General features: G+C 59.3%; 26 protein-coding genes. 24 read left to right on the top strand and 2 right to left on the bottom strand.

Features of this window, described 5'->3' with window-relative positions:
• The first annotated feature begins 2 nt into the window (after window positions 1–2).
• The 24 genes from rpsS to LGH83_RS04950 all read left to right on the top strand — a co-directional run bounded on the left by rpsS (window position 3) and on the right by LGH83_RS04950 (window position 14,705).
• A complete protein-coding gene (gene rpsS / locus LGH83_RS05065; RefSeq protein WP_131118038.1) occupies window positions 3–281 on the top strand; it encodes a 30S ribosomal protein S19 in 279 nt (92 codons plus the stop codon).
• 2 nt (window positions 282–283) lie between these two features.
• Complete coding sequence (gene rplV / locus LGH83_RS05060; RefSeq protein ID WP_131118035.1) at window positions 284–667, top strand: 50S ribosomal protein L22; 384 nt, start codon at window positions 284–286, stop codon at window positions 665–667.
• Between the two features lie 10 nt (window positions 668–677).
• Window positions 678–1,409 (top strand): 30S ribosomal protein S3, encoded by a 732-nt coding sequence (gene rpsC / locus LGH83_RS05055; RefSeq protein WP_131118032.1) that lies wholly within the window; start codon window positions 678–680, stop codon window positions 1,407–1,409.
• Between the two features lie 32 nt (window positions 1,410–1,441).
• Window positions 1,442–1,855 carry a 50S ribosomal protein L16 gene (gene rplP / locus LGH83_RS05050; RefSeq protein WP_227400877.1) on the top strand — a complete coding sequence of 138 codons (414 nt, stop codon included), beginning with the start codon at window positions 1,442–1,444 and terminating at the stop codon, window positions 1,853–1,855.
• Window positions 1,856–1,869: 14 nt separating this feature from the next.
• Window positions 1,870–2,085, top strand: coding sequence for a 50S ribosomal protein L29 (gene rpmC / locus LGH83_RS05045; protein ID WP_131118026.1), 216 nt, complete (start codon window positions 1,870–1,872; stop codon window positions 2,083–2,085).
• Between the two features lie 7 nt (window positions 2,086–2,092).
• Window positions 2,093–2,335, top strand: coding sequence for a 30S ribosomal protein S17 (gene rpsQ, locus LGH83_RS05040; protein WP_131118023.1), 243 nt, complete (start codon window positions 2,093–2,095; stop codon window positions 2,333–2,335).
• Between the two features lie 82 nt (window positions 2,336–2,417).
• Window positions 2,418–2,786: a 50S ribosomal protein L14 gene (gene rplN, locus LGH83_RS05035; protein WP_131118020.1), complete on the top strand. Its 369-nt coding sequence runs from the start codon at window positions 2,418–2,420 to the stop codon at window positions 2,784–2,786.
• Window positions 2,786–3,103 carry a 50S ribosomal protein L24 gene (gene rplX, locus LGH83_RS05030; protein ID WP_131194815.1) on the top strand — a complete coding sequence of 106 codons (318 nt, stop codon included), beginning with the start codon at window positions 2,786–2,788 and terminating at the stop codon, window positions 3,101–3,103. The genes rplN and rplX overlap by 1 nt, the downstream gene beginning before the upstream one ends.
• Before the next feature lie 79 nt (window positions 3,104–3,182).
• Window positions 3,183–3,755, top strand: a complete 573-nt coding sequence (rplE, locus tag LGH83_RS05025) for a 50S ribosomal protein L5 (protein WP_413771143.1) — start codon at window positions 3,183–3,185, stop codon at window positions 3,753–3,755.
• Between the two features lie 40 nt (window positions 3,756–3,795).
• Window positions 3,796–4,101 carry a 30S ribosomal protein S14 gene (gene rpsN / locus LGH83_RS05020; RefSeq protein ID WP_131194816.1) on the top strand — a complete coding sequence of 102 codons (306 nt, stop codon included), beginning with the start codon at window positions 3,796–3,798 and terminating at the stop codon, window positions 4,099–4,101.
• A 10-nt stretch (window positions 4,102–4,111) separates the two neighbouring features.
• On the top strand, window positions 4,112–4,510 hold the full coding sequence (rpsH, locus tag LGH83_RS05015; RefSeq protein WP_131118012.1) for a 30S ribosomal protein S8: 399 nt from the start codon (window positions 4,112–4,114) through the stop codon (window positions 4,508–4,510).
• A gap of 2 nt (window positions 4,511–4,512) precedes the next feature.
• Entirely contained in the window at window positions 4,513–5,046 is a 534-nt protein-coding gene (gene rplF / locus LGH83_RS05010) for a 50S ribosomal protein L6 (RefSeq protein ID WP_227400875.1), read from the top strand.
• 10 nt (window positions 5,047–5,056) lie between these two features.
• The gene (gene rplR / locus LGH83_RS05005; protein ID WP_227400874.1) at window positions 5,057–5,416 is read left to right on the top strand and encodes a 50S ribosomal protein L18; all 360 of its coding nucleotides are present in this window, start codon (window positions 5,057–5,059) and stop codon (window positions 5,414–5,416) included.
• 157 nt (window positions 5,417–5,573) lie between these two features.
• Window positions 5,574–6,128, top strand: a complete 555-nt coding sequence (gene rpsE, locus LGH83_RS05000) for a 30S ribosomal protein S5 (RefSeq protein WP_131118005.1) — start codon at window positions 5,574–5,576, stop codon at window positions 6,126–6,128.
• A gap of 16 nt (window positions 6,129–6,144) precedes the next feature.
• On the top strand, window positions 6,145–6,342 hold the full coding sequence (gene rpmD / locus LGH83_RS04995; RefSeq protein ID WP_227400873.1) for a 50S ribosomal protein L30: 198 nt from the start codon (window positions 6,145–6,147) through the stop codon (window positions 6,340–6,342).
• Between the two features lie 13 nt (window positions 6,343–6,355).
• Window positions 6,356–6,835 (top strand): 50S ribosomal protein L15, encoded by a 480-nt coding sequence (rplO, locus tag LGH83_RS04990; protein ID WP_227400872.1) that lies wholly within the window; start codon window positions 6,356–6,358, stop codon window positions 6,833–6,835.
• A 395-nt stretch (window positions 6,836–7,230) separates the two neighbouring features.
• Window positions 7,231–8,568, top strand: coding sequence for a preprotein translocase subunit SecY (gene secY / locus LGH83_RS04985; protein ID WP_131117996.1), 1,338 nt, complete (start codon window positions 7,231–7,233; stop codon window positions 8,566–8,568).
• Entirely contained in the window at window positions 8,565–9,182 is a 618-nt protein-coding gene (locus LGH83_RS04980; protein WP_227400871.1) for an adenylate kinase, read from the top strand. Before secY ends, LGH83_RS04980 begins: the two co-directional genes overlap by 4 nt.
• 209 nt (window positions 9,183–9,391) lie before the next feature.
• Window positions 9,392–9,760 (top strand): 30S ribosomal protein S13, encoded by a 369-nt coding sequence (gene rpsM / locus LGH83_RS04975; RefSeq protein WP_131117990.1) that lies wholly within the window; start codon window positions 9,392–9,394, stop codon window positions 9,758–9,760.
• A gap of 55 nt (window positions 9,761–9,815) precedes the next feature.
• The gene (gene rpsK / locus LGH83_RS04970; protein WP_131117987.1) at window positions 9,816–10,208 is read left to right on the top strand and encodes a 30S ribosomal protein S11; all 393 of its coding nucleotides are present in this window, start codon (window positions 9,816–9,818) and stop codon (window positions 10,206–10,208) included.
• 100 nt (window positions 10,209–10,308) lie between these two features.
• Window positions 10,309–11,325 (top strand): DNA-directed RNA polymerase subunit alpha, encoded by a 1,017-nt coding sequence (locus LGH83_RS04965; RefSeq protein ID WP_131117983.1) that lies wholly within the window; start codon window positions 10,309–10,311, stop codon window positions 11,323–11,325.
• A gap of 89 nt (window positions 11,326–11,414) precedes the next feature.
• Entirely contained in the window at window positions 11,415–11,825 is a 411-nt protein-coding gene (gene rplQ, locus LGH83_RS04960) for a 50S ribosomal protein L17 (protein ID WP_131194821.1), read from the top strand.
• A gap of 141 nt (window positions 11,826–11,966) precedes the next feature.
• Window positions 11,967–13,385, top strand: a complete 1,419-nt coding sequence (locus LGH83_RS04955) for a Do family serine endopeptidase (protein ID WP_227400870.1) — start codon at window positions 11,967–11,969, stop codon at window positions 13,383–13,385.
• 6 nt (window positions 13,386–13,391) lie between these two features.
• Window positions 13,392–14,705, top strand: coding sequence for a replication-associated recombination protein A (locus LGH83_RS04950; protein WP_227400869.1), 1,314 nt, complete (start codon window positions 13,392–13,394; stop codon window positions 14,703–14,705).
• A 28-nt stretch (window positions 14,706–14,733) separates the two neighbouring features.
• On the opposite strand, the gene LGH83_RS04945 is transcribed toward LGH83_RS04950, so the two are convergent.
• Window positions 14,734–15,429 carry a hypothetical protein gene (locus LGH83_RS04945; RefSeq protein WP_227400868.1) on the bottom strand — a complete coding sequence of 232 codons (696 nt, stop codon included), beginning with the start codon at window positions 15,427–15,429 and terminating at the stop codon, window positions 14,734–14,736.
• 661 nt (window positions 15,430–16,090) lie between these two features.
• A complete protein-coding gene (locus LGH83_RS04940; protein WP_264479140.1) occupies window positions 16,091–17,185 on the bottom strand; it encodes a sensor histidine kinase in 1,095 nt (364 codons plus the stop codon).
• Window positions 17,186–17,683 lie beyond the last annotated feature (498 nt).

Below are 17,683 nucleotides of genomic sequence, written 5' to 3'. Positions count from 1 at the left end.
CCATGTCCCGTTCGATCTGGAAGGGTCCTTTCGTCGACGGATATCTGCTGAAGAAGGCCGATACCGTCCGTGGGTCTGGGCGTTCCGAAGTCATCAAGATGTGGAGCCGTCGCTCCACTATCCTGCCGCAGTTCGTCGGTCTGACGTTCGGCGTTCACAACGGCCATAAGCATGTGCCGGTGACCGTCAACGAAGAGATGATCGGCCACAAATTCGGTGAGTTCTCGCCCACCCGCACGTTCCACGGCCACGCCGCGGACAAAAAATCCAAGAGGGGCTGAGGATGTCCAAGCCGAAAACTCCCCGCGCCTTGAAGGATAACGAAGCGAAGGCTGTTTGCCGGATGCTTCGTGTCAGCCCGCAGAAGTTGAACCTCCTGGCTCAGTTGATCCGGGGCAAGAAGGTCGACAATGCTCTTGCCGACCTGCAGTTCTCGCGCAAGCGTATCGCCGTTGAGGTCAAGAAGACGCTCGAAAGCGCGATCGCGAATGCTGAGAACAATCATAGCCTCGACGTCGACGATCTGATCGTTGCCGAGGCTCATGTCGGCAAGGCGTTGGTGCTGAAGCGGTTCAGTCCGCGGGCGCGCGGTCGCGCCGGACGGATCGAGAAGCCGTTTGCCAATCTCACGATTGTCGTTCGCGAAGTCGAACAAGCGACCGCCTGAGGAAAAGACGATGGGTCAGAAAGTCAATCCGATCGGGCTGCGTCTCGGGATCAATAGGACCTGGGATTCGCGCTGGTTCGCGAACAAGAATGAATATGGTAAGCTCCTCCATGAGGACATGAAGATCCGGGAAGTGCTGATGGCTGCTTTGAAGCAGGCCGCAGTGTCCAAGATCATCATCGAGCGGCCGCACAAGAAGTGCCGCGTGACCATCATGTCGGCGCGGCCTGGTGTCGTGATCGGCAAGAAGGGCGCGGATATCGACAAGCTCCGCAAGATGGTCTCCAAGCTGACCACGTCGGAAGTCGTGATCAACATCGTCGAGATCCGGAAGCCGGAAATCGACGCGACCTTGGTGGCCGACTCGATCGCTCAGCAGCTTGAGCGTCGTGTGGCGTTCCGTCGTGCGATGAAACGTGCCGTTCAATCGGCGATGCGTCTTGGCGCTGAAGGCATCCGGATCAACTGTTCCGGTCGTCTCGGCGGTGCCGAAATCGCTCGTCAGGAGTGGTATCGCGAGGGTCGTGTCCCGCTGCATACCTTGCGCGGCGACGTGGATTATGGTGTTGCAACGGCCCACACGGCTTATGGAACGTGTGGCATCAAGGTCTGGATCTTCAAGGGCGAGATCCTGGAACATGATCCGATGGCGCAAGAGCGGCGTATGGCGGAAGTCGATCAGAGCGGCGGCGCCGGTGGTGATCGTCGTCGTCGTGAGCGGGAACCGCGTCACGCTGCCTAACGGGCCGCTGACTTAGATTTGGGAATAAGACGATGTTGCAACCAAAGCGCACCCGCTTCCGCAAGGCGTTCAAAGGACGCATTCGCGGCGTGGCAAAGGGTGGGTTCGAACTGAATTTTGGTCAGTTCGGTCTGAAGGCGATGGAGCCGGACCGGGTGACGGCTCGGCAGATCGAAGCCGCTCGTCGCGCTTTGACTCGCCACATGAAGCGTGCAGGCCGTGTCTGGATCCGGGTGTTCCCGGATCTCCCGGTCTCCAAGAAGCCAACTGAAGTGCGTATGGGTAAGGGTAAGGGCGCCCCGGAGTTGTGGGCGGCTCGCGTCCATCCCGGGCGTATCATGTTCGAGCTGGATGGGGTGTCGGTCGACGTCGCGAAGGAAGCCTTGGCTTTGGCGGCCGCAAAGCTGCCCATCAAGACTCGTTTCGTTCAGCGTATTGCAGAGTAAGGGGAGGGGAAAAGATGAAGAACAAGCAGCGCCTTTCCGATCTCAAAGTGATGTCGGATGACCAGCTTTCGGATGAAGTTCTGAGGTTGAAGAAGGAGCAGTTCAACCTGCGCTTCCAGCGCGCGACGGGCCAGCTCGAAAATACATCTCGAGTTCGTGTCGTCCGTCGGGACATCGCGCGGGCCAAGACGATTGCGGCGCAGAAGCGCAGCACGTCAGCGAAGGGTTGAGAAGAAGATGCCGAAGCGAATTCTCCAGGGTGTCGTCGTCAGCGACAAGCAGGAAAAGACGATCGTTGTGAAGGTCGAGCGGCGGTTCACGCATCCGCTGCTCAAGAAGACGGTTCGCCGTTCGAAGAACTATCACGCACATGACGAGGGTCGTGCCTTCAAGGTCGGCGATCTGGTGTCGATCGAAGAAACAAAGCCCATCTCGCGGCTGAAGCGCTGGATTGCGCTGACGGCGGCGGATAAGGCCTGAGCGTCTCGATTATAAAAGTTTACGAAGGGCCTGCCACCGGTTGAAGGGGGAAGGACCCCATTCGAGTTGAAGGGCAGATGCCATGATTCAGATGCAAACTAACCTCGACGTCGCCGACAATTCCGGCGCCCGGCGTGTGATGTGCATCAAGGTGCTGGGCGGTTCCAAGCGGAAATACGCCGGCGTTGGAGACATTATTGTCGTCTCCATCAAAGAGGCTATTCCACGTGGGCGCGTCAAGAAGGGCGACGTCATGAAGGCGGTCGTGGTTCGGACCGCCAAGGACATTCGTCGGGCTGATGGGTCCGTGATCCGTTTCGATTCCAACGCTGCTGTGCTGGTCAACAATCAGTCAGAGCCGGTCGGAACCCGTATCTTCGGCCCGGTGCCGCGCGAACTTCGCGCCAAGAACCACATGAAGATCATCTCGCTCGCGCCGGAGGTGCTGTAATGGCTGCCAAGATCAAGAAAGGCGACAAAGTCGTCGTCCTCGCTGGTCGCGACAAGGGTCGCAACGGTGAAGTTGTCCAGGTGATGCCCAAGGAAGATCGCGCGCTCGTTCGCGGGATCAACCTCGTGAAAAAGCACCAGGCGCAGAGCCAGACCCAGCAGGGTGGTATTATTTCGAAAGAAGCACCGATTCAGCTGTCGAACTTGGCTATTGCCGATCCGAAGACCGGCAAGGCCACTCGCGTTGGATTTAAGGTGCTCGAAGACGGCCGTAAGGTTCGCTTCGCGAAGGCTTCAGGAGATTTGATCGATGGCTGAGGCTCAGTCCGCCCAATCTGGCAAGGCTGCTAAGGCAGGCGCCAAGGGTGCTCGCAACAAGCAGAACAACGACGTCGATATGTCGGCATCGCCGGAAACTCCGGCCGGGTACGTGCCGCGGATGAAAGTGTTGTATAACGAGACTGTGCGGGCCGCGTTGGTCGAGCAGTTCGGCTATAAGAATGCATTGTCTGTTCCGCGCCTCGAGAAGATCGTTCTTAACATGGGCGTTGGCGATGCCGTGAGCGACACCAAGAAGGTGACAAGCGCCGCGGCGGATCTTGCGTTGATTGCTGGTCAGAAGCCGGTGATCACCCATGCGCGCAAGGCGATCTCGACCTTCAAGGTCCGTGAAAACATGCCGCTTGGCGCGAAGGTCACGCTTCGCAACACGCGGATGTATGAGTTTTTGGACCGTCTGATCACGATCGCACTGCCGCGCGTTCGAGATTTCCGCGGTTTGAACATCAAATCTTTCGATGGTCGCGGAAATTTTGCGCTTGGCATTAAAGAGCACATCATTTTTCCAGAAATCGACTATGACAAGGCCGAAGCCAATCTCGGGATGGACGTGATCGTTTGCACGACCGCGAAGACCGACGATGAGGCTCGTGCGCTTCTCAAGGCGTTCAATTTTCCGTTCCGGCAGTGAGCCACGTCGCTCAAACGCGGTAACTCGAGGACCATTGTAGATGGCAAAGAAGAGTTCAGTCGAAAAGAATAAGAACCGGCAGGCGTTGGTGGTGAAGTTCGCCGCCCGTCGGGCTCGGCTTAAGGCAATCGCGTCCGACCAGTCGGCGCCGATTGAAGAGCAGTTCGAGGCCCGCCTCAAGCTTGCGGAGCTCCCCCGCAATTCTGCCAAGATCCGCATTCGTAATCGTTGCGAAGTCAGCGGTCGTCCCCGCGCCGTCTATCGCAAGATGAAGATGTCGCGCATTGCTCTTCGTGAGCTGGGGTCGAAGGGGTTGATCCCCGGTCTTGTCAAGTCGAGCTGGTAAGGAGGGGATCATGTCAGTCAATGATCCATTGGGCGATATGCTCACGCGTATCCGCAACGCACAGATGCGTCGTAAGGGCAAGGTTTCGACCCCCGGTTCTAAGATCCGAGCGAACGTGCTCGACGTTTTGGAGCAGGAAGGGTTCATTCGCGGTTATTCGACGACGGAATATGGCAATGGCCGTACCGAATTCGAGATCGAACTGAAGTATTTCGACAATGAGCCGGTCATCAAGCTGATCGAGCGTGTGTCCAAGCCGGGCCGTCGCGTTTATTGCGCGGTTGATGCGATGCCTCGCGTCGCGAATGGGCTGGGGATCACGATCGTCTCGACGCCGAAGGGTGTCATGGCCGACCATGCCGCGCGTGAGAATAACGTCGGCGGCGAAGTGCTCTGCAAGGTGTTCTGACCATGTCCCGTGTAGGTAAGAAGCCGGTTCCCGTGCCGGCAGGCGTTACAGCCAAGATCGACGGGCAGAACGTGTCGGTAAAGGGCGCCAAGGGCGAACTTCATTTCAGCGTTCCGGAAGAAGTCTCGGTCGTCTTCGCTGATGGGAACATCAGCGTTGACCCGCGCAACGAGACCAAGCGGGCACAGGCAATGTGGGGCACCTCGCGTGCAATGATTGCCAACCTGGTGACCGGTGTCAGCAAAGGCTTCGAGCGAAAGCTCGAAATCACGGGCGTCGGCTACAAGGCTGCCGTTCAGGGCCGCAAGCTGCAGCTCTCGCTTGGTTATAGTCACGATATCGATTTTCCGATTCCGGAAGGCATCACAATCGTGGCGGCTCGTCCGACCGAATTGGCCATTTCCGGCATCGATCGACGTGAAGTGGGTCAGGTTGCTGCGGAAATCCGCGGCTTCCGGCCTCCGGAGCCCTATAAGGGCAAGGGCGTGAGATACGCAGGCGAGTTTATCTTCCGTAAGGAAGGGAAGAAGAAGTAAGGGATCGACCATGGCCAAGCAGGACCAATTAGATCGGCGTAAGAGCCGGGTTCGGCGGTCGATCCGGGCTCGCGCCTACGGTCGTCCGCGTCTGTCGGTGTTTCGTTCGTCGAAGCAGATTTACGCGCAGATCATTGATGATGCGAACGGCATCACTCTCGTTGCCGCTTCCTCTCTCGAGAAGCAGAACCGCGAGTCGTTGAAGACAGGCGCGGATGTCGAAGCCGCTAAGTCGATCGGCGCATTGCTCGCACAGCGTGCGGTTGCTGCCGGGATCAGCGAAGTTGTTTTCGATCGTGGTAGCTACATGTATCATGGCCGTGTCAAGGCTTTGGCCGAAGGCGCGCGTGAAGGTGGCTTGAAGTTCTAGCGATTGGCCGCTATTGCGGACAATCTTGTTAAATCGTCGAGACGTGTCGGTCTGAGGGCAATGCCTTTCGACTGGCACGTCTTCGCGTTTCGAAGCGAGCGGGTAGCGGGCCGGGTTTCGGTCGCCAGCGTCCGCGCAAGTGACGGATATAGTAAAAATGGCACGTGAAAGGGAACGCGATCGCGAAGAGCGCGATAGCGAGTTCGTCGACCGGTTGGTTCATATCAACCGCGTCGCGAAGGTTGTGAAGGGTGGGCGTCGCTTCGGTTTCGCCGCTCTCGTGGTGGTTGGCGATCAAAAGGGGCGTGTTGGTTTCGGTCACGGTAAGGCCCGCGAAGTGCCGGAAGCGATCCGTAAAGCGACGGAAGCCGCAAAGCGTGGTCTGATCCGGGTGCCGCTGCGCGATGGCCGCACGCTTCATCACGACGTGCTCGGCCGTCATGGCGCCGGCAAGGTGATTTTGCGCGCTGCTCCGGCCGGTACGGGGATCATCGCCGGCGGCCCGATGCGCGCTGTCTTCGAAACGCTTGGCGTTCATGACGTCGTTGCGAAAAGCCAGGGTTCGTCGAACCCCTACAACATGGTTCGGGCGACGTTCGATGCTTTGAAGCATGAAGACTCGCCTCGTCAGGTCGCGGCTCGCCGCAATCTCAAGGTCTCGGTTCTGCAATCGCGCCGTCAGGGTGTGGATGCGGAAGCGGCTGAAGCTTGAGCGGGGAGGTCTGAGCATGGCGTCCCAGGACGGAAGAACCATCGTGATCGAGCAGACCGGAAGCCCCATCGGGCGTCCGAACGAGCAGCGTCGCACCCTTGCTGGGCTGAAGCTCAACAAGGTCGGCCGTCGGTCCACCCTTGAAGATACGCCGGCAATCCGGGGCATGATCGCCAAAGTGGCGCACATGGTCCGTATCGTCGATAGCCAGTGAAGGAGCTACAATCATGAAGCTCAATGGCATTTCGGATAATGACGGTTCCAGCAAGTCGCGCATGCGCGTCGGCCGGGGCATTGGTTCGGGTAAAGGCAAGACCGGCGGTCGCGGCGTCAAGGGTCAGAAGGCCCGTACCGGCGTTCGGGTAAAGGGCTTCGAGGGCGGTCAGATGCCTTTGCATCGCCGGCTCCCCAAGCGTGGCTTCAATAACGTGTCCTCGATCGACTATAACGAAGTCAATGTTGGCCGTATCCAGCAGGCAGTGGATGCCGGCAAACTCGGCAGTGGTCCGATCACGGTTGCGAGCCTCATCGAGGCTGGGCTCGTCTCGAAGGCTCGTGATGGGGTCAAGATCCTTGGTATGGGCGAATTGACCGCAAAGCTGACCTTCGATGTCGCTGCGGCTTCGAAGTCGGCTGTTGAAGCGATCGAAAAGGCAGGCGGGACAATCACGATGTCGGCCCAGTCGAGCGATGCGTCAGCTGCGTGACGATCCGCTTTTCGGTGAAGGACGGGGGCGGCGAGCAATCGCCAGCCCCCTTTTTCTTGGGTAGCGTAACGGTGGCTCTGGACCGGTCGATAGGACGCTAAGTTCGAAGACCTGTTGCGCCGCTCTTGTCTATCTTAGATAACAAGCGCTGCTCGCCCGGGATCCGGACGCCAAGCGGTTCTTTCGACCTTCATCGGTCGATCTGAGCCGTGACGGCTCGGGCGTCGGCGTGCTGTAGTACGGTCGCACTGCTATGAAGGCCCGCCGCAAGACGAACAGTGTGGCGGAGTTGCGAGACGGACAGACGACGGGGAGGTGGTCATTGAGCGGCACCTCCTGGTCTACGCCGTCATGGTTTGATCTGGCGCGCGTGCGCGTGCCTGCGGAGCACAGAAATGGCATCGGCAGCTGAACAGCTTGCAGCGAACATTAACTTTTCGGCTTTCGGCAAGGCCGAGGAGCTCAAGAAACGTATCTGGTTCACGCTCGGCGCTTTGGTGATCTACAGGCTCGGGACGTATATTCCGCTGCCGGGAATCGATCCTGCCGCATTCGAGGCCAATTTCGTCGGTCACAAACAGGGCGTGCTCGAACTTTTCAACATGTTCTCGGGTGGCGCGGTTCAGCGAATGGCGATCTTCGCCCTGAACATCATGCCCTACATCTCGGCCTCGATCATCGTCCAGCTCCTCACGTCGGTTGTGCCCTCCCTCGAGAGCTTGAAGAAGGAAGGCGAGGCGGGCCGGAAGGTCATCAACCAATATACGCGCTATCTCACGGTCGTGCTCGCGGCGTTCCAAGCCTATGGGATCGCGGTAGGGCTCGAAGGGCAGAGCGGGGTCGTCTCCGATCCAGGTTGGTTTTTCCGCATCTCGACCGTCATCACATTGATGGGCGGTACAATGTTCCTGATGTGGCTCGGCGAGCAGATCACGTCGCGCGGGATCGGCAACGGATCATCCTTGATCATCTTCGCCGGCATTGTCGCTGCATTTCCGGCCGCGATCGCCAATACGTTGGAGCTTGGACGTCAGGGCGCGCTATCGACCGGTCTGATCCTCCTGGTGCTGGTGATGGCGATCGGCGTGATCGCCTTCATCGTGTTCATGGAGCGCGCGCAGCGTCGGCTGCTCATCACCTATCCGAAGCGACAGGTCGGTAATCGCGTCTTTGAAGGGCAGACGTCTTTTCTGCCGTTGAAGCTGAACACGGCCGGCGTCATTCCGCCGATCTTCGCCTCATCTCTGCTGCTTCTGCCCACGACGGTCGCGAATTTCTCGCAGTCGGCCGGCGGAACGGGAATCCTCTCGTCGATCGTCGCGGTGTTCAGTCGTGGTCGGCCGCTCTATGAGATCGCCTATGTCAGTTTGATCGTGTTCTTCGCGTTCTTCTATACGGCCGTGGTCTTCAATCCGGTGGAGACGGCCGATAATCTCAAGAAGCACGGTGGGTTTCTGCCCGGCATTCGGCCCGGCGAACGGACGGCACAATATATCGATACAGTGCTGACCCGCATCACCGTGCTCGGTGCAGCCTATCTCGCGATCATCTGCCTCTTGCCCGAACTCCTGGTGTCCTACGCCGCACTTCCGTTTTATTTCGGGGGCACATCGTTGCTGATCATCGTCAGCGTCACGATGGATACGGTTGCGCAAATCCACGGCCACCTGCAAGCTCACCAATATGAGGGACTGATCAAGAAGTCCCGCTTGCGGGGAGGAAAGAAGAGATGAGGATCGTTCTGCTGGGACCACCTGGTGCCGGTAAAGGAACCCAATCGGAACGACTGCGGGCGCGCTATCATATCCCGCAACTGTCGACGGGTGACATGTTGCGTGCGGCTGTCAGCGCCGGAACACCGATCGGCCTTCAGGCCAAAGCCATCATGGACGCCGGCCATCTCGTCTCGGATGATGTGGTTGTCGGCATCGTGGCCGATCGAATCATGCAAGCCGACGCGCAGAACGGCTTCATTCTCGACGGCTTTCCGCGCACCGTCGCGCAGGCCGAGGCGCTCGACAGCATGCTGATCGGCAAGGCAATGCGACTTGATGGGGTCATTGAACTCGACGTCGACGAATCGGTTCTCGTCTCTCGTATTCACAATCGGGCGCTCGAGACCGCGGCGCGTGGCGGCGTGGTGCGGGCCGATGACAAGCCCGAGACCGTGAAGGCGCGGCTTGACGCCTACAAGGCACAGACCGCTCCGGTGTCGGATTATTATGCGCGCCATGGCTCGCTTCGGCGGATCGACGGAATGATGCCGATCGACGAGGTCACGGATGAGATCAACCGTGAACTCGACACGCTTGTCGGTTCCGCTGCGATGGCCTCATCCAGATCCTGATGCGCCGAGAATGGCCGGCTTTTGACGGCCGATCTCGCTTGAGGGTTGACGGGTGAGCTACGACGCTCTATAGGCCAAAACCTTCAAGGTGGCGAAGCTTGGTGTGACTGGGCAATCCGTGTGGGCGCCCGGTATTTTTTCGTTCGAGCGACGACCTTTTCCTTTGAAATATCCGGGTGGGCTCGATCACACCCGTTGGAGTATACCACGTGGCCCGTATTGCAGGCGTAAACATCCCAACCAACAAGCGCGTGACGATCGCGCTTCAGTATATTCACGGGATCGGAGCGAAGAAGGCGGAAGAGATCTGTGAAAAGGTCAGCATCCCGGCGGATCGTCGTGTTGCACAGCTGACGGACGCCGAAGTCCTTCAGATTCGCGAGACGATCGACCGTGACTATCTCGTCGAGGGCGACCTGCGTCGCGAGACCTCGATGAACATCAAGCGCCTGATGGACCTCGGCTGCTATCGCGGCCTGCGTCATCGTCGCAGCCTCCCGGTTCGCGGCCAGCGCACGCATACGAATGCGCGCACCCGTAAGGGCAAGTCCAAGCCGATCGCCGGTAAGAAGAAGTAATTTAACATTCATCCCGAGCGCCTGGCATGACGGGCGCGCTTGAAGGACAAGACCTTTGGCAAAAGAAGCAGCAACACGCGTTCGTCGTCGCGAACGTAAAAATATCGCCTCCGGCGTCGCTCATGTGAGTTCGACGTTCAACAACACCATGATCACCATCACGGATGCACAGGGCAACACGATCTCTTGGTCGTCAGCCGGCACGATGGGTTTCAAGGGCTCGCGCAAGTCGACCCCCTACGCAGCTCAGATGGCTGCCGAAGACGCGGCCCGCAAGGCGTCCGAGCACGGCATGCGTATGGTTGAAGTCGAAGTGTCGGGACCCGGTTCGGGGCGCGAATCGGCCCTGCGCGCGTTGCAGGCCTCCGGCTTCACGGTGACGTCGATCCGCGACGTGACCCCAATCCCGCATAACGGCTGCCGGCCGCGTAAGCGTCGTCGCGTTTGATGTGGCGGCGCCGCTTTCCGTGGCGCCCCGCTCCCATCGACAGTGAACCCGGCCTGCGCCCGGCGTTTCGGCGCCGGGTATCGAATTTGAAGGTGCACACGTGATTCACAAAAACTGGCAGGATTTGATCAAGCCGAACAAGCTCGAGGTCATCGTTGGCGATGATCCGAAGCGGACCGCAACCCTCGTGGCGGAGCCGCTCGAGCGCGGCTTTGGTCTTACGATGGGCAATTCACTTCGGCGGATCCTGCTCTCGTCGTTGCAGGGTGCTGCCGTCACGGCCATCCACATCGATGGCGTGTTGCATGAATTCTCGTCGATCCCGGGCGTTCGCGAGGACGTGACCGACATCGTCCTCAACGTGAAGGACATCGCGATCAAGATGCAGGGCGAAGGCCCGAAGCGTGTCGTGTTGAAGAAGCAGGGCCCGGGTCGGGTCACGGCCGGGGATATTGCGACCGTCAATGACGTTATCGTGCTCAACCCCGATCTGGTGATTTGTACGCTCGACGAGGGTGCTGAAATCCGGATGGAGTTCACGGTCAACACCGGCAAGGGCTACATCGCGGCGGATCGTAATCGCTCAGAAGATGCACCGATCGGTCTCATTCCAGTCGACAGTCTGTATTCGCCGGTTCGGCGCGTCAGCTATCGCGTTGAGAATACCCGCGCGGGTCAGATCCTCGACTATGACAAGCTGACCATGACGATCGAGACAAACGGCGGCATTACGCCCGAGGATGCGATCGCTTACGCGGCCCGCATTCTGCAGGACCAGCTCAACGTCTTCGTGAACTTCGAAGAGCCGAAGCGCGAAGAGGTTTCGGCGGCAATTCCGGAATTGGCGTTCAACCCGGCGCTCTTGAAAAAGGTCGACGAGCTCGAATTGTCGGTTCGTTCGGCGAATTGCTTGAAGAACGACAATATCGTTTACATCGGTGATCTCATCCAAAAGTCGGAAGCCGAAATGCTTCGGACCCCGAACTTCGGTCGAAAGTCGTTGAACGAGATCAAGGAAGTGTTGGCCCAGATGGGTCTGCATCTCGGGATGGAAATCAACGGTTGGCCGCCAGAGAATATCGACGAACTCGCTAAGCGGTTCGAAGAACACTACTAAGCCGATCGATTCGGAGCCCGTAACAATCGGGCTCCTCAAAAGAGCGGCCGTACCGTGGCACGGCGGTCGCATAACAATTGGAGACAGCCATGTATCACGGTCGCTCGCAGCGCCGCTTTAATCGCACGGCCGAACATCGGAAAGCGATGTTCGCAAATATGTCGTGTGCTCTGATCCACCACGAGCAGATCATCACGACCTTGCCCAAAGCCAAGGATCTCCGCCCCGTGGTCGAGCGTCTTATCACGCTCGGCAAGCGAGGCGATCTCCATGCGCGTCGTCAGGCGATCGCGCAGGTCAAGGATGTGCTCTTGGTCAAGAAGCTCTTCGACGTGCTTGGACCCCGCTACAAAGATCGCCAGGGTGGCTACATCCGCGTTCTCAAGGCCGGCTTCCGCTACGGCGACAATGCTCCGATGGCGGTGATCGAATTCGTCGATCGCGACGTCGAAGCGCGGGGCCAGCCCCCGATCGGCACTATCGTCGACGAAGCCGCTTAAGCGTTCGGCAAATCAGCACGACAAGGGGAACACGGCAGCGTGTTCCCCTTTTTGGTTTATGGGCTCAAGCGGCGTCACCGGTCGGATCGCCATTTGTAAACGATCGCCCACGGTTTCGATGAGGCAGGAGAGGATCAGCCGATGAAGTCTCTGACGAGTCGACGAGCAGCTCTTGTGGTGCTGGCCTTTGTGGGCAGCTGTTGCGGAGCTGCGGCCGATGACCTGCGGACTGTTCCACAAGCACGGTCAGACGTGCTGATGTCGTTTTCGCCGGTCGTCAAAAAGGCGCAGCCATCCGTCGTCAACGTCTATGCGTCGCGGACGGATCGTCAGGCTCGGAACCCGTTGTTCGACGATCCGGTCTTTCAGCAATTTTTCGGGGGAGGGCGCTCCACACCCCGTCCCGGTGGCCCGACGGCTCAGTCGCTCGGCTCCGGTGTAATCGTCGATCCGTCGGGGTTGGTGGTGACAAACTACCACGTCATCGACACGATGACGGACGTGAAGGTCGCGCTCTCCGACAAGCGGGAGGTCGCGGCCGACATCGTGCTGCGGGACAAGCGCACCGATCTCGCCATTCTGAAACTCAAGACCGGCGGTCCGTTCCAAAGTATGGATCTCGGCGATTCGGATGCGCTCGAAGTCGGCGATCTGGTGCTCGCCATCGGCGATCCTTTCGGCGTCGGCCAGACCGTTACGCAAGGCATCGTGTCGGGGTTGGCCCGCACGCAAGTCGGCGGCAGTGACTACCAGTTCTTCGTCCAGACCGATGCGGCCATCAATCCGGGTAACTCGGGCGGCGCGCTGGTCGACATGCACGGTCGGCTGATCGGCATCAATTCGGCGATCTACTCGCAATCGGGCGGAAGCGTTGGGATCGGGTTCGCGATCCCGGTCAATCTCGTCAAAACCGTCATCGAGAGCGCCAAGGCTGGAGGCCATGACGTGCGCCGGCCTTGGCTCGGCGCGACGCTCCAAGTCATGTCCCGCGATATCGCCGACACGCTCGGCCTCGACCGTCCCACGGGCGCCCTCGTCGCGAGCGTGCTCGATGATGGACCCGCGAAAGACGCGGGTTTGCGGAGTGGCGATATCGTCATGGCGGTCGATGGGCAGTCGATCGACGATCCGGATGGGTTCGGGTATCGATTTGCCACGAAGGCGATTGGCTCGGTCACTTCGCTCACGGTGTCGCGCGGTGGCAAAACCATCATCGTGCCGATCAAGCTGACGACCGCGCCAGAAGTGCCGCCGCGCGAGCCGATCAAGCTCAAGAATAGGTCGCCCTTCTCTGGCGCGACGGTGGTGAACTTTTCACCCGCGGTGGCCGAAGAGCTTTCGATCCAGGGGGTTCACGACGGTGTGGTCGTGGCCGACGTCGATCCCGGCTCGAACGCGGCCGAGGCGGGTCTTGCGAAGGGCGATGTCATTCTCGGGCTCGAGAATGATCAGATCACCTCGACCAAGCAACTCGAGCGCGCCACGAACCTCAACCGCAGCTATTACCATTTGACGCTGTCGCGCGGTGGACAGGTGGTGCAAACCGAAATCGGTGGCTAGACGACGATGACGGATCTGTTTGCGGCGGCGGGATTGGATCAATCGGCCCCGCGTCCGCTTGCGGATCGGTTGCGACCGGGGACCCTGTCCGACGTGGCCGGGCAGGATCATCTGCTTGGACCGGACGGGGCTTTGACCCGGCTCATCGGGGCGACCTCGATGGGATCGCTGATCTTCTGGGGGCCTCCTGGAACCGGCAAGACGACCGTCGGGCGTCTCCTGGCCCGCGACACCAAGCTGACGTTCGTGCAGGTGTCGGCGATCTTCTCGGGCGTTGCGGAACTCAAGAAGCTCTTCGAGGAGGCGCGCGCCCGCCGCAGGACCGGGCAGGGCACCTTGTTGTTCGTCGATGAGATCCATCGCTTCAACCGCGCCCAGCAGGATAGCTTTCTGCCCGTGATGGAGGATGGCACCATCACGCTGATCGGCGCCACGACCGAGAACCCCTCCTTCGAGCTCAATGCGGCGCTGCTGTCGCGGGCTCGCCTCTTGGTGTTTCGGGCGCTCGACGAGGCAGCGCTCGGCAAGCTCCTCGACCGGGCCGAGGCGGCCGAGGGGCGGGTGCTGCCGATCTCCGAGAGCGGCCGCGCGACACTGGTCCGTCTTGCCGATGGGGATGGGCGGGCGCTGCTGACGCTGACCGAGGAAATCTGGCAGGCCGCGCGTTCGGGCGAGATCTTCGATGATGCGACCCTGCTCGATGTCGTCCAGCGCCGCGCGCCGCTCTACGACAAGGGTCAGGACGGCCATTACAACCTGATCTCGGCGTTGCACAAGGCGGTGCGCGGCTCAGATCCGGATGCGGCGCTGTATTATCTCGCGCGGATGCTCGACGCGGGCGAGGATCGCTTGTTCATCACGCGCCGCATCGTTCGCATGGCGGTGGAAGATATCGGCCTTGCGGATCCCCAGGCGCTGGTCGTCGCAAACGCCGCCAAGGGGGCGTTCGACTTTCTCGGGAGTCCGGAAGGCGAACTCGCGATCGCCCAGGCGGTGATCTATGTCGCGACCGCTCCGAAATCCAACGCCGCCTACACGGCCTTCAAGGCCGCGATGGCGCTCGCGAAACATGCGGGATCGGTGACACCGCCGAAGGTGATCCTCAACGGTTCGACCAAGATGATGCGGAACGAGGGGTTTGGCGAGGGCTATGCCTACGACCACGATGAGCCAGATGGGTTTTCCGGCCAAAATTATTGGCCGGAATCGATCGGACGCCAAAAGCTGTATGAGCCGGTCGAGCGCGGCTTCGAACGCGAGCTGAAGAAGCGGCTTGATTGGTGGGCCAAGCTGCGCGCCGAGCGCGAGTCCGGCACCTGATCCGTCGCGACGACACGATGGACGAGCGTCACTCCTTGACGGGGTGCCAGAGAATGTCGGGCTCGCCGACCCCCGGCTTGAAGTTGCTCTTTTCCGAGTAGAACGGCCAGGCGCCAAAGGTCGACACGAAGATCTTCGACGTCAGGCTTGCCGAATAATAATACTTGTTGCGACGGGCGTCGGGCACGAGGCGGCCCGCGCCGCCGATTTCTTCCAGTGAAAATCCGTTATCGACCGCGATGGTCGGCCACAAAACTTCCGGATGCCCCGCCCACCCGTCCCGGCAATTCTCGTCGATCTTCGACAGAAGGCGATTCGACACGCGACAGAAGGGCAGGAACGAGCGCACGAGATCGACGCGTCCCGGTTTGCCCGGCATATGGAACGACGGCCAGAACATCCAATCGGGGCCATCCTGATAGGTCGCGGTATAGGAGCATAACAGGTCCGCCGACGAATCCTTCAGGTCGTCCATCAGGGTGCCCCAGCGACCCGTATATCGAACGTCATATTCGCAGAACCAATATTGGTCGTAGTCTTTGACATCGCGGAAGAAGCACAAGAGGAAGAGGTCGGGGTTCCCGCGCATCGTGACCCAATCCATGCTTTCCAGCTTCTTGCTGTAGGGCAGGGCCTCGACGTCCTTTTTATAATAAGGGAAAACCTTCGCGCGTCCGATCGCGAGCTCCTTCAGGTCGCTGCCGCTTGCGCTGCAACCTGTCACAAACAAATCGATCGACGGATCGAGCTCTCGATCCAGACGTGCAATTTCGCGTTCGACTGATTTGGAGACAAAATGCGCGCAATAGACAAACGCAGTCTTAGACATTCTCCACCTTCCGTCCTGACAGACATTCCGGGTTGCTGAGTGGCATAGGCTGATAACGAACGACGATTCGCCGGGTTGGGATCAGCGATGCTCGATATCCGTGTCCGTCGGCCCACAGGTGCCCCATTCTGCTCATCGGGATCGTGACGATCGGACGACGGTCGAAGGCGTGAGACAGGTGCTTTGCCATAGGGGCCTCTGCCGGGATGACGTAAGGTCCCCGCGTTCTAGACCCATTACAGGTCATGGCGCGGAACTCAAGCTGACGTTCCTTCTGCCGACGAGATCGACGATCGAGCGGGCTGCCCGATTGGTCTCGGCTTCGGCAGGATCGCGCGTGACGTCATGCACCATGCTGGCGTGTGAATGCGGGAAGTGCGCGGAGTGGCACGTCTAACACGGATGAACGATACCGAAAGATAGCGAGCGGGTCAGCGCAGCGCCGATGCCCGGCGTTGAACCTATCACCGGCTACGGGCGGGCACTGTTTTGGACTCGGATAGAGTTTTGTCCACTTTGCGGCTGGCTGCGCAGCGTCATAATCGTGGAATTTGCATCAACGCGGTAATTGCGCCGTGAAGGTCGTCCCGCCATGAGCCACGGACATAACACCAATTTCACCCAAATGAGCGGCGACAATTTTCTTCGAAATATACAGGCCTAGTCCGAGATGACTTGAACCATACTGGCTTGTGTCCGGCGACTTGCCCCTCGTCAAAGCCTCGAAGATCGCGTCGAGCTGTTCTGCGGGGATGGGCGCCCCCTCGTTATGAACCGAAAGCGTGACCTTCTCGGGATCGCCCGCCAGGGCGACAGTGATAATGGTGTCGGGAGCGCTATAATGGATGGCATTCCCGATCAGGTTCGACAGAACCTGACCGATCCGAGCGCCATCCCATGCGCCCTTTAGATCGCCGTCGAGACTAAGTTTGATATGTCGGTCTGCAGTCAGGGACTGCATCTCATCGACAAGCTGGAGGCTGAGCTGACCGAGGTCCATCGGGGATCTCGAAATTGGAATATCGCTTCCAAATGCCGATCTCGTAATATCCAAAAGATCATTCAGGATTTGAATGCCGCGCTGGCTTGCTTCGACGATTTGCGAGGCAAGTTTGCGCTCCTTGCTATCGGGAGGCGAGAGCCGTTTGAGCATATCTCCGGCCATAGAAGCGGCCCCGATTGGATTTCGAAGATCGTGGCCAAGAATGCCAAGGAACAGGTTTCGTGATTGGTCGATAAGCTTCGTATATTCAGCAACGGATTCGGCAATGGCTTGATCGATAGCTTCGTTGAATCTTGTGAGGTCGGTCAAATCAACGGAATCCGACAGCAGTCCTTTTGTGATCCAAAGCTTTACGACGCTCGCTCGTAAAGCCCGATACTCGGACACCATCTGATCAATGTTGAAGCCGTTGCTTAGACGCAAAGCCGCATGGGCCTCGGCGGCGCTCTGACGATAGAGACTTTCGGTCGGACCATCCCCCTGCGATTTTGAAATTTGTTGGGTGTCGGTCTGTGGGGTTTCAAGGTCATCGGCGATGAATGACAGGATCTCGACGATATGATCCCGCAAGGCGGACACCGACATGTTCGCGCCTGCCGGTACATGGCTACTGGCGAAATCATTCCACTCGACGATGATGCTCTCCATCTCACCGCGGATGAAATCCGCTAGTCGGATCCTGGGCATAGCGCTGTCTGCTTTCGCGTGGTTAGCTTGGATATCTTCGACCGTGTCATAAGCGCTATTTAAGAAGCAAGCGCCACCGGCTGGCCTTACTCAAGAGTGCTTCACCATGTGCTGTTGGTTTGACCAACAGCGGACGCCGTGGCGTCGACACGAACGGCAGGAAACAGCTTACACCGGTGACAGGCTGGGGTGCGTGGCGAAGCGGCGAAGACTTCTCTCGAAATGCACCCCAGCCCTTATGATGGCCTCGGGCCGACGCATCGTTCGCATCATCGCAGTCGCCCCAGACTTGTCCGATCGAACGCTGTTATGCAGCCGACGGGACACTGAATTTCATTCCGCAAGAAAAGCCGATATAGGACATCTCATCGCGGTCGCCGAGATCACTGAGGGTGTCTCAATCGCTCGGTATCGATCAGTGCGTGCCGTTCAGTCTGTCGTTTTTCAGCCAGGCTTCGG

This window comes from Lichenihabitans sp. PAMC28606, from assembly GCF_020616535.1.
GTDB classification, from domain to species: Bacteria; Pseudomonadota; Alphaproteobacteria; order Rhizobiales; family Beijerinckiaceae; genus Lichenihabitans; species Lichenihabitans psoromatis.
Note: the sequence above shows the minus strand (reverse complement) of the source record. Positions and strands in the feature narration are given on the sequence as shown.

Coding starts and splice junctions, on each gene's coding strand:
- rpsS (WP_131118038.1), top strand. CDS start 3: ATGTCCCGTTCGATCTGGAAGGGTCCTTTCGTCGACGGATATCTGCTG.
- rplV (WP_131118035.1), top strand. CDS start 284: ATGTCCAAGCCGAAAACTCCCCGCGCCTTGAAGGATAACGAAGCGAAG.
- rpsC (WP_131118032.1), top strand. CDS start 678: ATGGGTCAGAAAGTCAATCCGATCGGGCTGCGTCTCGGGATCAATAGG.
- rplP (WP_227400877.1), top strand. CDS start 1,442: ATGTTGCAACCAAAGCGCACCCGCTTCCGCAAGGCGTTCAAAGGACGC.
- rpmC (WP_131118026.1), top strand. CDS start 1,870: ATGAAGAACAAGCAGCGCCTTTCCGATCTCAAAGTGATGTCGGATGAC.
- rpsQ (WP_131118023.1), top strand. CDS start 2,093: ATGCCGAAGCGAATTCTCCAGGGTGTCGTCGTCAGCGACAAGCAGGAA.
- rplN (WP_131118020.1), top strand. CDS start 2,418: ATGATTCAGATGCAAACTAACCTCGACGTCGCCGACAATTCCGGCGCC.
- rplX (WP_131194815.1), top strand. CDS start 2,786: ATGGCTGCCAAGATCAAGAAAGGCGACAAAGTCGTCGTCCTCGCTGGT.
- rplE (WP_413771143.1), top strand. CDS start 3,183: ATGTCGGCATCGCCGGAAACTCCGGCCGGGTACGTGCCGCGGATGAAA.
- rpsN (WP_131194816.1), top strand. CDS start 3,796: ATGGCAAAGAAGAGTTCAGTCGAAAAGAATAAGAACCGGCAGGCGTTG.
- rpsH (WP_131118012.1), top strand. CDS start 4,112: ATGTCAGTCAATGATCCATTGGGCGATATGCTCACGCGTATCCGCAAC.
- rplF (WP_227400875.1), top strand. CDS start 4,513: ATGTCCCGTGTAGGTAAGAAGCCGGTTCCCGTGCCGGCAGGCGTTACA.
- rplR (WP_227400874.1), top strand. CDS start 5,057: ATGGCCAAGCAGGACCAATTAGATCGGCGTAAGAGCCGGGTTCGGCGG.
- rpsE (WP_131118005.1), top strand. CDS start 5,574: ATGGCACGTGAAAGGGAACGCGATCGCGAAGAGCGCGATAGCGAGTTC.
- rpmD (WP_227400873.1), top strand. CDS start 6,145: ATGGCGTCCCAGGACGGAAGAACCATCGTGATCGAGCAGACCGGAAGC.
- rplO (WP_227400872.1), top strand. CDS start 6,356: ATGAAGCTCAATGGCATTTCGGATAATGACGGTTCCAGCAAGTCGCGC.
- secY (WP_131117996.1), top strand. CDS start 7,231: ATGGCATCGGCAGCTGAACAGCTTGCAGCGAACATTAACTTTTCGGCT.
- LGH83_RS04980 (WP_227400871.1), top strand. CDS start 8,565: ATGAGGATCGTTCTGCTGGGACCACCTGGTGCCGGTAAAGGAACCCAA.
- rplQ (WP_131194821.1), top strand. CDS start 11,415: ATGTATCACGGTCGCTCGCAGCGCCGCTTTAATCGCACGGCCGAACAT.
- LGH83_RS04955 (WP_227400870.1), top strand. CDS start 11,967: ATGAAGTCTCTGACGAGTCGACGAGCAGCTCTTGTGGTGCTGGCCTTT.
- LGH83_RS04950 (WP_227400869.1), top strand. CDS start 13,392: ATGACGGATCTGTTTGCGGCGGCGGGATTGGATCAATCGGCCCCGCGT.
- LGH83_RS04940 (WP_264479140.1), bottom strand. CDS start 17,185: ATGGAGAGCATCATCGTCGAGTGGAATGATTTCGCCAGTAGCCATGTA.